Genomic DNA, 14,752 nt, shown 5'->3' on the forward strand with positions numbered 1-14,752 from the left:
GAAAATGATTGAGTATAAGTTGTCCAATAGCTTTGAAGGTTTCACCGCGCTCTAAGCCTAATTGGATATCATTACGGTCTGAAAGGGTAAGGTGTTTATATTTTGTCATAGTAGACCTCATTTCTAACTCAAACGTCTCACACTTAATTCCACTATAAAAATCCGTTTTAGACTAATTTCCACTTCGGCTAGCCAAGTGGAAGTTACTTTGAGAAGTTACCCTTTTTCCATCGTTCGATTAAGCGACGACTATCGATTGTCAAATGTTTGCCTTTTGTAGTATAATTGTCTTGCATCTCCGTGACTTTTAATCATTTCAATCTTAAATTGGACTTTTTTTTACTTGGGTTGTACTTAATCTATAAGGAAGACAAGAAAAAGAGTATCAATCAAGTAAAGTCACAAAGTCACATTAGCTCCGAGCAACCATTGCAAATCGAGGTACTCATACAATGATTAAAATATTTCTCTCTGCCTTTTCTGTCATTCTCTTTGCTATCCCTATCATAGCTTATTCTTTTTTTCCATCTTCTAATCTTAATATTTGGCTATCTACCAGACCTATCTTGGCACAGATTTATGCCTTCCCCTTAGCTACTGCAACTATGGTTTCTATTTTAAGTTTCGTATTTTTTTCCCTATCTTTTTACAAGAAAAATAAACAAATACGGTTTTATTCTAGCATCTTTCTCTTACTATCGTTCATATTACTATTATTCGGAACAGATAAAACCCTTTCTTCCGTATCAAATAAGACTAAAACCTTAAAATTAGTAACTTGGAACGTCGCTAATCAAATAGAAGCACAACATATTGAGCGAATTTTTAGCCATTTTGATGCCGATATGACTATATTCCCTGAACTAGCTACCAATATCAGAGGTGAGCAAGAAAACCAGAGAATCAAACTATTGTTTCATCAAGTTGGACTTTCTATAGCCAACTATGATATTTTTACTTCTCCACCTACTGATAGTGGAATAGCTCCTGTGACTGTGATTGTCAAGAAAAGTTATGGTTTCTATACAGAAGCTAAAACTTTCCATACAACACGGTTCGGGACAATTGTATTACATTCGAGAAAACAAAATATACCAGATATCATTGCTTTGCATACTGCTCCTCCTCTGCCAGGTTTAATGGAAATCTGGAAGCAAGACTTAACCATCATTCATAATCAATTGGCTTCAAAATATCCAAAGGCTATTATTGCAGGTGATTTTAATGCAACTATGCGTCATGGAGCACTTGCAAAAATAAGCTCTCATAGGGACGCATTAAATGTACTACCACCTTTTGAAAGAGGAACTTGGAATAGCCAAAGTCCAAAACTTTTTAATGCAACAATAGATCATATTTTATTGCCTAAAAACCACTACTATGTTAAAGATTTAGACATTGTAAGTTTTCAAAACTCTGATCATAGATGTATTTTTACAGAAATCACATTTTAATTATTTTATACTCTTCGACAATCTCTTCAAACCACATCAGCATCGCCTTACCTTAGACATATGGTTACTGACTTCGTCAGTCTTATCTACAACCTCAAAACAGTGTTTTGAGCAACCTACGGCTAGCTTCCTAGTTTGCTTTTTGATTTTCATTGAGTATTATATAAAATCACCCCTCTAGTGTTCATAAACTAGAGGGGGAATTTGTATCATACTATCGTTTAACGCACTTCTGCATTGATTTTTTCTTCGAGAGACGCTTGGATTTTTTCCATATATCGTGCGACTTCTTCGTCCGTTAAGCTGTCTTCTGGATTTTGGAAGGTCAAGCTATAAGCCATGGACTTCATACCAAGTCCCAATTTTTCGCCTGAGAAGACGTCAAAGAGTTTGATATCTGTCAAGCGTTTCACACCGGCAGCTTGGATAGCGTCCACAACTTCTTGGTGAGTGACTTCTGCCTTTAGGAGAAGGGCAACGTCACGGCTAACTGCTGGGAATTTTGTGATTTCCACAAATGGAGTAGCAGGTTGAAGGGCAGCCTCGATGGCTGAAAGGTTGAGCTCAGCCACATACGTTTCTGGAATATCGTAGGCCTTAGCAGTGACTGGATGCACTTGACCAAGGAAACCAAGAACTTGGTCACCGAGTGAAATCATAGCTGTACGACCTGGATGAAGGCTAGCGATTTCAGATGTTGCTGTATAAGTTACTTGGAATCCCAAGCGAGAAAATAGCGCTTCAAGGATTCCCTTAGCATAGAAGAAATCAACTGGAACTGCTACTGTTTGGAAATCTTTTTCTGCAACCAAGCCTGTCAAGGCAAAGGCAAAACTGTTGATTTCATTTGGAAGTTCTTCTTTTGGATTGCCTGTTTGTTCAAAAACTTTTCCAATCTCATAAAGGGCCAAGTTTTTATTCCTACGAGCCACGTTGTAGGCAACGGTATCAAGGATCCCTGAAATCATATTTTGACGGAGGACTGAACGATCCACAGTCATTGGCCACATGAGTTCAGTAAGGTTACTTGGTTGAGCTGTGAACTCAACTGCTTTTTCAGGAGTTGTCAGAGCATAGGTGATAATTTCTGTCAAACCTGCTCCTTCAGCAATGGTACGAACTTGACGGCGGAGTTTTTGTGTCACAGTCAATTCACCAGCTGTACCATCGTCTTTTGGAAGGCTGGTTGGCAAGCGGTCATATCCATAGATACGAGCGATTTCTTCAAAGAGATCAGCTTCGATTGTGATATCCCAACGACGACATGGGACTCTGACTGTAAAGCTGTCTGCATTTCCAGAAAGACCAAAGCCAAGACGACGGAAGACGTCTTCTACATCAGCATAAGACAGCTCAGTTCCGAGGACACGGTTAACATCAGCAAGGGTTGAAGAAACTTCTACATCTGAAGTATCAAGCTCACCCGCTGAAACGATGCCCTTACGCACCGTCGCACCTGCAAGTTCCGCAATCAGGCTAGCTGCCGCATCAAGGGCTTCATTAACTGTTGCCACATTAATTCCTTTTTCAAAGCGAGAAGATGACTCAGAACGAAGGTTCAGGCGACCACTTGTCTTACGGATAGATTTGCCATTGAAAACAGCAGCTTCAAGGACAACATGACTAGATTTTTCAGAGATTTCTGTTGCTTGACCACCCATGACACCTGCAAGGGCTACTGGCTTGTCTGCAACAGTGATGACTAGGTCATTCACGTCCAAGTCACGTTCTTCACCGTCCAAGGTCACCAATTTTTCACCAGCACGCGCTTCACGCACACGGATGTCAGTCCCTTCAAATGTGTCCAAGTCAAAAGCATGCATAGGTTGACCAAAGTAGAGCAGGATGTAGTTTGTCACGTCTACAACGTTATTGATGGGACGGATGCCTTCGTTCATGAGAAGGTTTTGCAACCATTGTGGACTTGGTGCGATAGTCACATTGTCCAAGATACGAGCTGCATAGTAAGGCGCCTTGCCTGTCTCAATGCCCACAGAAAGGGCATCTGTCGCAGCTTCATTTGTTTCTGTCAAAGTAAATTCTTTAAAGTTGACTGCCTTGTCATATATGGCTGCCACTTCGTGAGCCACTCCACGCATAGAAAGGGCATCTGCACGGTTTGGTGTGATAGAAAGTTCGATGATTTCATCATCCAAGTCTAGATATGAAAAGACTTCCTCACCTGGAACGGCATTTTCTGGCAAAATTTGAATACCATCTGCGAATTTCTTAGGTACAACTGAGTCAGAAATACCCAATTCACCAAGTGAACAGATCATTCCAAGTGACTCTAAGCCACGGATTTTTCCTTTTTTGATTTTGTAATTGTCAGCGATACGAGCTCCCGGAAGAGCCACCATAACCTTGATGCCTGCACGCACATTTGGGGCACCACAAACGATCTGACGCTCTTCTTCTTCGCCAACGTTAACCTGACAAACATGAAGGTGAGTTTCTGGCACATCTTCGCAGGACAAGATCTCACCGACGACAATTTTTGAAAGACCGGCAGCTGGTGATTCGACACCTTCGACCTCGATCCCTGTGGTTGACATTTTTTCAGCCAACTCCTGTGATGGCACATCAATGCCCACCAATTCTTTTAACCATTTATAAGATACAAGCATAATTTAGTTCTCCAGAATGACCATTGCCACACTGGTTCTTTTCCTTTCCTATCATTTCAATAGAAGAATTCTCTTCTTACCTTAATTTCTTTCTCAGTAACCAATCCGTATCTACTTTTTGACCAACCATAAAATGATGTTGGCTAAATTTTTCAAAACCATATCGGTTATAAAACGCTTGAGCTTTTGTATTATGCTCCCAAACACCTAGCCAAGCCCAAGAAAAACTATTTTTTGTAGCAAGTTCAAGTGCGAATTCAAACAGTTGCTTACCTAGTCCAAATCCTTGGAATTTTTGTAGCACATAGAGGCGTTGAATTTCAAAAGCGTCCTCTAATTCTCTCTCAGTTTGAGCACTTCCCCAGTTGACTTTGAGAAAACCAGCTATCTCCTCCTCATGCATAATGAAATAGGTTTCAGAGTCAGGATTTCCCAACTCAGTTGACAAAGTTTTCAGACTATAAGCCTCTTCAAAGTATTCCTGTAACTGCTCTTCCGTATTATCATACGCAAAGGTTTCACGAAAGGCTTGTTTGGCAATTTTAGCCAACACCTCAACATCTGCCATTTCTACTTTTCTAATCATTATTTAAACTGTTCTGAGAAGCGGACATCTCCTTGGTAGAATCCACGGATATCGTTGATTCCATAACGGAGCATAGCTACACGCTCTTGTCCAAGACCAAAGGCAAAGCCAGAGTATACAGTCGCATCGATACCACTCATTTCAAGGACACGTGGGTGAACCATACCGGCCCCCATAATTTCGATCCAACCTGTTTTCTTACATACATTACAGCCTTCTCCACCACACTTGAAGCAAGAAACATCCACCTCAACAGATGGCTCTGTGAATGGGAAGTAAGATGGACGCAAACGAATTTGACGCTCTTCACCAAACATTTTTTGGACAATCAACTGAAGCGTTCCTTGAAGATCAGCCATAGAGATATTTTTCCCAACTACCAAGCCTTCGATTTGGTGGAATTGGTGACTGTGGGTCGCATCGTCCGTATCGCGACGGAAGACACGCCCTGGCGAGATCATCTTCAAAGGACCTTTAGAAAAATCATGGGCATCCATAGCACGCGCCTGAACTGGAGACGTGTGGGTACGGAGCAAGATTTCTTCAGTGATATAGAAAGTATCCTGCATATCACGAGCTGGGTGGTCTTTTGGAAGGTTCATACGTTCAAAGTTATAGTAGTCTTGCTCCACTTCAAAACCATCCACGACTTGATAACCCATACCGATGAAGATATCTTCGATTTCTTCACTGGTTTGTGTCAAAACGTGACGGTGACCAGTCGCAACTGGACGACCTGGAAGCGTCACATCGATACTCTCGCTAGCCAGTTGAGCCGCGACTTTCTTTTCTTCCAAGAGCTTAGCTGTTTCTTCAAAAGCAGCAGTCAAGACATCACGAGCTTCATTGACGTGTTTCCCGATGATTGGACGCATCTCAGCAGAAACATCTTTCATCCCTTTGAGGATTTCAGTGAGCGAACCCTTTTTACCAAGGACAGAGACACGCAAATCTTGCATCTCTTTTTCATTTCCAGCAGTAATCTGCTTCAAGCTAGCCAGCGTTTCTTCGCGAAGCGCTTTTAATTGTTCTTCAATAGTTGACATATTTCCTCCATCAGTCTCTCGTAGATAAAAAGAAAACCACATGCCAAAAACTCCACTCGGAGCGTTGACACGCGGTACCATCCGTTTTCATCTGACAAGTCAGACCTTCATTTCTAAATCCATGCGCAAGTGAATTCACCCAGCTTTCATATAGAGAGCTTGCAGTCACGGCTCTCCTCCCTGATATACTTCCCTTGGGCTACTAGTCTTTCAGATTCCTATTCAATTACTACTTAGTTTATCAGATTTTTACCATTCTTGCAAGACCTATCTTACTTCTGCTTGTTAGCTTATTCTTATCTAACTTTATAGCGGATTGAAATAAGATGAAAACAAATCGATTGGGAAAGTAAAATTAATTTCTATAAATGTTTTAGCAATTGTTTCGTACTATTTTAGATTCAGTCTACTATATATAACCAATCTATCCTAAGTTAACTATTTATAATCGGCTCTCTGTAACAAAATTAAATTAATTAATCCCCCTATAAAATAAAGAGGTTTAGAATTTGATGTCTTCCAAACCTCTTTATTTTATATTTAATGAGATGTTGCCTTAACCGTGATAATATCTAATCATCAATAAACAAACTATTTGAATAAGGATTCTCCATTTGATTCAATCACTCCTTTATACCAAGTAAAGGACATTTTCTTATATCGATTGAATGTGCCATTTCCATCATCATTTCGATCAACATAAATGAGACCGTACCTTTTAGAAAGTTGTGCAGTGGACATAGAAACACAGTCAATACATCCCCAAGACGTATAGCCCATAATTTCAACACCATCCTGTAGAGCTTCAGCAACTTGCAATAAATGTTCTTTCATATACTGAATTCTATAATCATCTTGGACGGTTAAGTTATTAAGTTCATCTTTTATTAGTTGATCTTTAGCACCTAATCCATTTTCTACTATAAATAATGGGATTTGATAACGGTCATAATATCTATTTAAAATTATACGTAGTCCAATTGGATCAATTTGCCATCCCCACTCAGAAGACTCTAAATAAGGATTTACTAAACCACCAATAATATTCCCTTGTCCTGAATTATACTGTGTTGGAAGAGCAGATTGAGTCACACTCATGTAATAGCTAAAGGATAAAAAATCTACGGTATAATTTTTTAATAACTCTGCATCTTCAGCTGCAAACTCTATGTTAATGTCATGTTCCTTAAAATATCTTTTTGCATAATTCGGATAATAACCTCTAACATGCACATCTGAAAATAGATAATTTAGATTCTCATACTCATGAGTCGCCCATACATCTTTTGGATTTGGAGTCATTGGATAAGCTGGCATAGCTAATACCATACACCCCACCTTAAACTCTGAATGAATCTCACGAGCAATTTTTGTAACCAAACTCGAGGCGACTAATTCATGATGTATAGCTTGATATAATTCTTGTTTCGAAAGATTCTCCTTAGGTATATCTATTCCTCCACTAGTAAACGGTAATTCCAAAACAGAGTTTACTTCGTTAAATGTAAGCCAATATTTAACTTTATCTTTATACCTTTCTAAAACTGTTCGAGCAAATTTTTCATAAAAATGAATCATTCTCCTATCAACCCATCCATGATATTTTCTTGCTAAATATAATGGAGTCTCATAGTGTGAAAGAGTTACAAGTGGCTCTATCCCGTGAGCATGTAGTTCATCAAACAATTCATCATAATATTTCAAACCAGCTTCGTTAGGTTCTTCTTCATCTCCTTTTGGAAAAATTCTACTCCATGCAATAGAAGTACGAAAAACATTAAAGCCCATTTCAGAAAACAAGGATATATCTTCCTTATATTTATGATAAAAATCAATACCTAACAGTTTTAAGTTATCTTCTGTAGGATTTTCTGTTGCTTCTCCTAATCCACCTTTGGGTAACACATCCTGAACTGATAAGCCCTTACCATCTTCATTATATGCTCCCTCTACTTGATTAGCTGCAACCGCTCCACCCCAAAGAAAATCATCTGGAAAAATGGTCATAACTTTCCTCCATTATAATATTACCAGTAATTCCTTAGAATGCTCGATTGTCTGATTATTAGGTAATACTAATACATCTAGAAAATCATTGGTATTCGTTACAATCACTGGTGTAACTGTTTCGTAGCCTTTAGTCTTGATTAAATTTAAGTCCATTTCAAAAATCAACTGATTTTTAAAAACTCTATCTCCTTCTTCTACATGACTAATAAAGCCTTGACCTTTTAACTCAACAGTATCTAATCCAATATGAATTAGCAACTCAACACCTTCATCACTCTTCAATCCAATTGCGTGCTTAGTCGGAAAAATATTTGTAATTTCCCCATCGAATGGTGCATAAACCTTACCCTCATTTGGGATAATCGCTACTCCGTCTCCAATAAGTTTATCTGAAAATGTTTTATCCTGGACATCACTTAACGGAATGATTTCTCCTGATATAGGAGAAAATACCATTTTTTTATTTGAAACTCTAGCCTCAACTTCTAAATGGCTAGAACTCTCTTCTTCATCGATTCCAAATATATAAGCCAAGACAAAGGTAATAACAACCGAAATGACCACCACAATTAAAGCATTTACAATATTTGATGGTACATCAGAATAAATAAATTGAGGCAACGCTATCAAAGATGGGACAGCAAATAGATAGGCTTTAACACTCGTAAGACCTGCAAATAATCCCGCTAATCCACCACCAATCATAGCTGCATAAAGTGGTTTTTTATATTTTAAAGTTACACCATATAATGCAGGTTCGGTAATTCCTGCAAGTAAGGCTGAGAAACCTGCTGCAAAAGCAATTTGTTTTGTATTATTATTTTTACTCTTTAATGCAACAGCCATCGAAGCAGCCCCTTGAGCTAAGTTTGACCCTAACATTGCTGGAAGAATTAATACGTCTGGAGTAGCAATAGAGGCCGCCAAAAAAATAGGTGCAAAAGCCCAATGCATTCCAGTCATAACAATAAATGGCATAATAGCACCAAGAATAGCTAATGTAAGCCATCCAGCTACACCATACATTTGCCCAACTAGATTTGATAATCCTTGACCAACAATTACTCCAATAGGTCCGACTACAACTAAGGCAATAAAGCTTGATACTAGTAATACTAGCGTAGGTTGCAAAAAACTCTTAGTAACAGCCGGTGTTAATTTAGCAATCATTTTTTCAATATATTTCATCAACCAAACCATAATAAGAATTGGAATGACTGATGAACCATAACTAGCTGGTGTCACAGGTGCACCAAATAAACTAAGAGGATTCCCTGATTGCACCATTTGAACAAAATTTGGATGGAGAAGTACACCTGCTACAGACATAGCTAATGTAGATGTTACTTTTAATTTTTGTGATGCAGAATAAGCTAATAACAGCGGTAAGAAATAATATGGAGCATCCCCAAAAAATGTCAAAAAAGCAATAGTTTGAGAATCTGATTGCAATATACCAAGCATTGGTAAAATGATTACCAAGACTTTCAACATACCTCCCCCTAACATTGCTGGAATGATTGGAGTCATGGAACCAGCGATATATTCAATGATTCTTTCTAAAATATTCCCTTTGTGCCCTTGATCAACTGAATCTGTTTCAAAATTGCCAAGTTTAATGAATTCTTTATAATAATTGGCTACATCATTACCAAGTATAATTTGATATTGCCCATTCTTTTTCATAATACCTATTACACCTGGTATCTTCTTCACATCATCATCATTGACTAAATTTTCATCTTTTAATTCTAATCTTAAACGTGTTACACAATGGGTAACTCTATTGACATTTTTTTCGCCTCCAATTACATCGAGGATTTTTTGTACTGTATCTTTATAACTCATGGTATTCTCCTATTCTATTAATCTAAATTTTTTGTTAAACGACGAATATGAGCCATCAAATAAACTAATTCACTAGAAGTCAGCAAATAATTGTACTCAGTTTGTATAAACATTGCCACCTGTTCACCACATTCATATTCTCTAGGATATTTATTTTTCATTAATGCTAACAAGTCTTCATCATCATCGTCACAATAAGTTGTATTTTCAACCAAGCGATGGGCAAATAATTTTATATGAGTTATGAATCTATAATAATCAATAGAATCTTGGTTAAACTCAGTACAATAGAAATCTTGAATGATTTTCTCAATTCCCATAATTATTTCAGTGATTTTATACGACTCTTGAAAATTATTTTCTAAATTAGCATTAACAAAATGTAGCGCTATGAATGCAGCTTCGTCAATTGGAAGTTCAATACCTAACTCTTTTTTTATTATTTGTAAAGCCCTTTTCCCAAGTTCAAATTCTTCTTTATAATATTTCGATATTTCCCAGCGTAGGGGATTCGAAATAATAATCCCTTCTTTATAACGTTCTATGCTCGAAGAAATATGATCCGTTAAATTAATATAGATAATTTCATCAAAATTATTACCCAATGTTATTTTACCTAGGTTAATTATTTTTTCGGTGATGTACACCAACTCCAAAGGAACGTTAATAAACATCTCTGTAAAACGGGTCATATTATCTCTATTTTTGAGAAAAAAACTTTTCTCAATATCAATTGGATTTACTTTATCTCCAGTTTTTCTTCCAAAAGCTATGCCCCTTCCAAAAAGAAGAATATCGATATCTTTTTTACTTTGCGCAATTACGGCATTGTGGTTTAGTATTCGTTTTATGATCATAAAATTTCCCTTTTAAAATAAAAGGAACCTACTTAAAAACATCAAGAAACTTCTTCCGATGTGATTAAATAGGTTCCTGCTCACTTGTATTAGTGATAACATCCTTTTATTTCAATTTTTAATGGTGACATGAAGCTTAAATAATTAATAACTCTGTAACCATTTTCATTTTATGATATTTCAATCTATTTGTCAAGTACTTGTAGAAATTTTTTTATTTTGTGTGATTCGAATGTGATAATGGCAACAGTCTCACTAAAGAAATGAAAATCATACATAGAAATTTTTAAAAATTTTCTCTATCGTAAACCTGCCACTAGTTCAGAAACTATACTAGCTGATTCCAAACGTAATATGGTCATCTCATCTACCTTCCCTAATAATGGCATTGCACCATACCAAACAATAGTCTTATTCACCAAAAGAATAGGCGTTACTATTTTTGATTGAGTAAAAGACACTTTAATTTTCTGGCTCTTCAACTGGTCTAGCCATGCTTTATTTGCAACCGTCTCTGGTATACATATCTCAATTTGACTAATCCTAAATTCTTTTAGAAAATTCATCAGTTTTGTCTGGTGCACATAAGGTAAAATAAGCAGACATTCCTGTCTTTCCCCTGCCAAGTCCTCTCTCAACACCTTCTCATATCTACTATCAACATAAACGAATTGTTTCTCCTCACCCTCGATGACACGATAATCCATCTTTCGATAAGCTACTTGTCGTTTCTGAAACATCTTTTCTAAATAAGGAACATGAATATCCACATAATCGAAAATCCGCACCAAAGACTTATCCTTGTAGTTTCTATGAATCCGACCTGCATACTGAATTAAATTATTTTTCCAAGAAAAGGGTGCTGCCAATATAAGCGTGTCTAGCTGAGGCAAGTCAAAACCTTCGCCAATGTATTTTCCAGTAGACAATAAAACAAACCCTTTATCTAACTGTTCTAACGTCTCCATTAAACTTGTTCTATCTCGGACTTTGGTTTTTCCGCTAATAATATAACAGTCATCAACCTCTTTCTCTTTCAATAACTTTTCAAAGACATCTATCTGTTGAATTCGATTGACTAGAACCAAGATATTCCGCCCTTCTGCCACTTGGTCTAGAATATCCTTGATAATCAACTGATTCCTCACTGAGTCAGTAGCAATCCAATCACTAAGCTGTATAAAATTACTTGCTTTGGTCTTTTCAATCTCCAAATGACCAAAAGAAGTGAATCTTAATTGCAATTGCCGTTTAAAATCCGTTTCCCGCTTATCAGCAGTATGGAGTATCTCACCAATTCTCTGAAAAACAATAGGCTCATGACCATTCTTACGCTCAGGCGTAGCCGTCAAACCGTAAAGATACTTCCCTCTAAACTGAGCAACAACTTTTTCAAACATCAAGGCAGAGACATGATGACACTCATCCACAATCATCATCTCATACTCATCCAAAAGACTTTGACTATTTTCCAACTTAAATAGAGATTGAATCATAACAACATCAACCAGTTTACTCAGCCATTTCTTAGTCCCACCGTACTGCCCAACATAGCCTATTACCTTTTCACGACCTGATGCCGTATAACGGGTAGCTTCTTCCTCTTCGAAAGTCAAAAAATGGTTTAAACGATCCAGCCATTGGTCTAAGAGTTGCCTATTATGAACTAGGATAATTGTTTTGGTCTTCCATTCAGAGATGAGAGCAGCACCTAAAACGGTTTTCCCAAAACCAGTCTCCGCATGGAGTAAACCATTTTCTTTGGAAATCATATCTGACAGGGCTAACTCTTGCTCAAAAGTGAGTTCTCCCTTAAATTCCACTCTAATAGACCTTTGTACCTTTCTCCTATCTTCCACAGATACCTGCTTAAATTTATCTTGCAATGGATACAGCAAGCCTCTTGGCAGCCATAAATAATGATCGGATTCTCCAAATAAATACATTCGCTCAGGAATTTGATAGGTTGGCTGTCGCATAGCCTGCTTTAAATAAAATTCGGGATTAGAAAATGAAGCCATATTTTTCAAGAAAAACAGTGTCTTGGGTGTCACAGACGATTTTTCAAGTTGGATCATATTGGATAAGACGACCTTCAACTCCTTATCCAATTCTTCCTTACCTAACTCCTCTTGGATTAACAGTGCCACTTTAGCAGTTGAAACCCTCTGAAGTTCTTGTAGATACCTCCATTGGTCTTCATAAGGCTGAAACTGTTCATCCACAAAGACCGTTCGCCCTTGATGATAAGCTTCTCCTTGAAAAGGAAGGGCAATCAAATTACCAAATCCACCTTTAGGAAGAACATCCTGATTTGGAAACATGCGATCAAAAGAATCAAAGGACAGTTGCATACTTTCCTGCATTGCCAGTTCTAACAGTTTCTTTCCAAACAAGCGAGCCTCTCGACTCGGAATCGCTTCCTCAAAGAAGAACCAAATATGGAGTCCGTGACCCGAACGAGAAATCTCTAAATGGGCTTCCATCTGGCGTTCCCTGGCTATTCTTCGAATGGTTAAACCAGCTTCTTTCCAATCTCCTTCATCCAAATCAAGTACCAAAAAATAACAGCTATCATCTAAGTGCATAGGAAAGATACCGATAGCTGTCTCCCCACGAAAATGAGATTTCAAAACGGAATCTGTCAATGTCTGGAAACTCCGTTTTTCAGGTGGCAACTGCTTCCAACCATAATCATAGGATGGAAAATATTGAATTTTCCCTTGATCATTGATGAAACTCTTAGCATAAACATCATAACGGCCAGCAAACACGGAGGTAAACAATTGTAATTTGTCTTGCGTCGTCAAGCGACTACTTTGAAGTTGGAACATCTCCTCGAACTGAGAGCGTTCCATCACAAACTGACTCTTGTCTTTAAGATGTTTACACAAGAAAAACTCACTATCCCCATTAAAAGAAGAAAAGACATCAAGTACTTCTACCACAATTCCATCCAAAGACACAAAAACAGCCATAACAATCACCTCCTTGATTCCTATAGGCTGATTATAACAAGAATAGCTGAAATTGTACACGAAAATAAAATCCTAATAGTACTCATTTTGTATGTGGCTAATATTCCGTCTCGCTCCGGAATGTACGAGGTAAATAGAGTTTAAACGAGCAGTCTATAAAATTCAAAAAACGCATATTATCAAGTGACCTAAAACTTTGATGATATACGTTTTCTTGTGAGAATATTTACTTCATTTTTTCCTAAAATTCAATGTTTACTCAGTATTAGGATTATGAAAAATCGAGGTCTAAATCTAGATACATTTTTTCTGAAGACAAATCATTTTGACCACCGAGCAAGAGATTTTCAAAAAAAGCTGTTAAAAACTCAGGACGTCGCTGTAAAATCTTTGCATTATCTAATACCAAGGCATCACGAAAATACTTGGCATGTTGCTGAAATGGTGTATTATCAATATCAAAACCAAACTCACGAAGATACTGAATCAAAAAGACCGTTACTGTCCGAGTGTTTCCTTCGCGAAATGGATGAATCTGCCAGATTCCTGAAATAAAATGCTGGATTTGTTTAACCACATCCGCCTGAGTTAGTGTCGCATATGCAACTTGTTTTTCCTGATTAAAATCATAATCCAAGGTCATTTGAATCATGGAGTAATCAGAGTACACAACACTTTCACCATTCAAAACAGGTTCATTCTTTGTGATATTGGTCTGACGAAATTGCCCCACCGGAATAGAGGGTTCAAATATATCTTGAAACAACTCCTTATGAATAGCAAGTAAGGTCGCAGGACTAAAGCTAAAGCCTCTTCGAGACAATAGTTCTACAATACGTAGAGAAACCAAGTCTGCCTCTTCCGTACTTGCATCAATAGTATGGTGATAAGCCGTTGCATCCTCATAAACCTGCTCGTAAGTCAGTTCACCCCGGGACTGTTTCTCAGCCAAAGATTCCATATACGCTGATGGCACTAGATTGTCAACTTTCTGCAGACCAAAACCTATCCGCCATAAGTCACGCTTAGCTTCATAAGACAAGTTTGGGTTGTCAATGTTGTAAGTTGGTTGCATAGAAATATCCTTTCAATTGTTTTTCTGTGTCATCGGTAAATGGTGAAATTGGGGTGAACTATAAAAAACATTCATAATAAGTTCTATGAAGAAGTAATAAAAGAGTTATACTCAACATCCCATGCACTCATTTGTAATGCCTTTTGGATGAATGGTTTGATTAAATGAATAATTCTAGCTTGCATACTTATCAAACTCATAGGATACACCACTCTGAACTCGTTGGTTTGTTCAAATCCCCCAACACCTGAGAAGAAACTGCAATGTTGTA

General features: G+C 37.6%; 10 protein-coding genes. 1 reads left to right on the forward strand and 9 read right to left on the reverse strand.

Translation table 11 applies throughout. The features are described 5' to 3' along the window. A partial coding sequence (locus tag HT709_RS08960; protein ID WP_172925692.1) for a helix-turn-helix domain-containing protein occupies positions 1–109 on the reverse strand: 109 nt, incomplete at its 3' end. Positions 110–452: 343 nt separating this feature from the next. Between HT709_RS08960 and HT709_RS08970 the strand changes: the two genes are divergently transcribed. Continuing rightward, positions 453–1,454: an endonuclease/exonuclease/phosphatase family protein gene (locus tag HT709_RS08970; protein ID WP_172925693.1), complete on the forward strand. Its 1,002-nt coding sequence runs from the start codon at positions 453–455 to the stop codon at positions 1,452–1,454. 221 nt (positions 1,455–1,675) lie between these two features. Here the strand turns inward: HT709_RS08970 and pheT are convergent, their stop codons facing one another. The 8 genes from pheT to HT709_RS09010 form a co-directional block, all read right to left on the reverse strand. Continuing rightward, positions 1,676–4,081 (reverse strand): phenylalanine--tRNA ligase subunit beta, encoded by a 2,406-nt coding sequence (gene pheT / locus HT709_RS08975; protein WP_054392951.1) that lies wholly within the window; start codon positions 4,079–4,081, stop codon positions 1,676–1,678. Between the two features lie 76 nt (positions 4,082–4,157). After that, positions 4,158–4,667 (reverse strand): N-acetyltransferase, encoded by a 510-nt coding sequence (locus tag HT709_RS08980; protein ID WP_000619941.1) that lies wholly within the window; start codon positions 4,665–4,667, stop codon positions 4,158–4,160. Beyond that, complete coding sequence (gene pheS, locus HT709_RS08985; protein WP_001818763.1) at positions 4,667–5,713, reverse strand: phenylalanine--tRNA ligase subunit alpha; 1,047 nt, start codon at positions 5,711–5,713, stop codon at positions 4,667–4,669. The genes HT709_RS08980 and pheS overlap by 1 nt, the downstream gene beginning before the upstream one ends. A 591-nt stretch (positions 5,714–6,304) precedes the next feature. Then, a complete protein-coding gene (locus HT709_RS08990; RefSeq protein ID WP_172925694.1) occupies positions 6,305–7,720 on the reverse strand; it encodes a glycoside hydrolase family 1 protein in 1,416 nt (471 codons plus the stop codon). Between the two features lie 12 nt (positions 7,721–7,732). Beyond that, positions 7,733–9,571: a beta-glucoside-specific PTS transporter subunit IIABC gene (locus HT709_RS08995; RefSeq protein WP_166731071.1), complete on the reverse strand. Its 1,839-nt coding sequence runs from the start codon at positions 9,569–9,571 to the stop codon at positions 7,733–7,735. Positions 9,572–9,588: 17 nt separating this feature from the next. Then, positions 9,589–10,428, reverse strand: a complete 840-nt coding sequence (locus tag HT709_RS09000; RefSeq protein WP_000584535.1) for a PRD domain-containing protein — start codon at positions 10,426–10,428, stop codon at positions 9,589–9,591. A 299-nt stretch (positions 10,429–10,727) separates the two neighbouring features. Next, on the reverse strand, positions 10,728–13,406 hold the full coding sequence (locus HT709_RS09005) for a DEAD/DEAH box helicase family protein (protein ID WP_172925695.1): 2,679 nt from the start codon (positions 13,404–13,406) through the stop codon (positions 10,728–10,730). Positions 13,407–13,677: 271 nt separating this feature from the next. Beyond that, a complete protein-coding gene (locus HT709_RS09010; RefSeq protein ID WP_023936623.1) occupies positions 13,678–14,481 on the reverse strand; it encodes a Fic/DOC family protein in 804 nt (267 codons plus the stop codon). Positions 14,482–14,752 lie beyond the last annotated feature (271 nt).

The organism is Streptococcus sp. 1343 (assembly GCF_013277355.1).
GTDB lineage: Bacteria > Bacillota > Bacilli > Lactobacillales > Streptococcaceae > Streptococcus > Streptococcus pseudopneumoniae.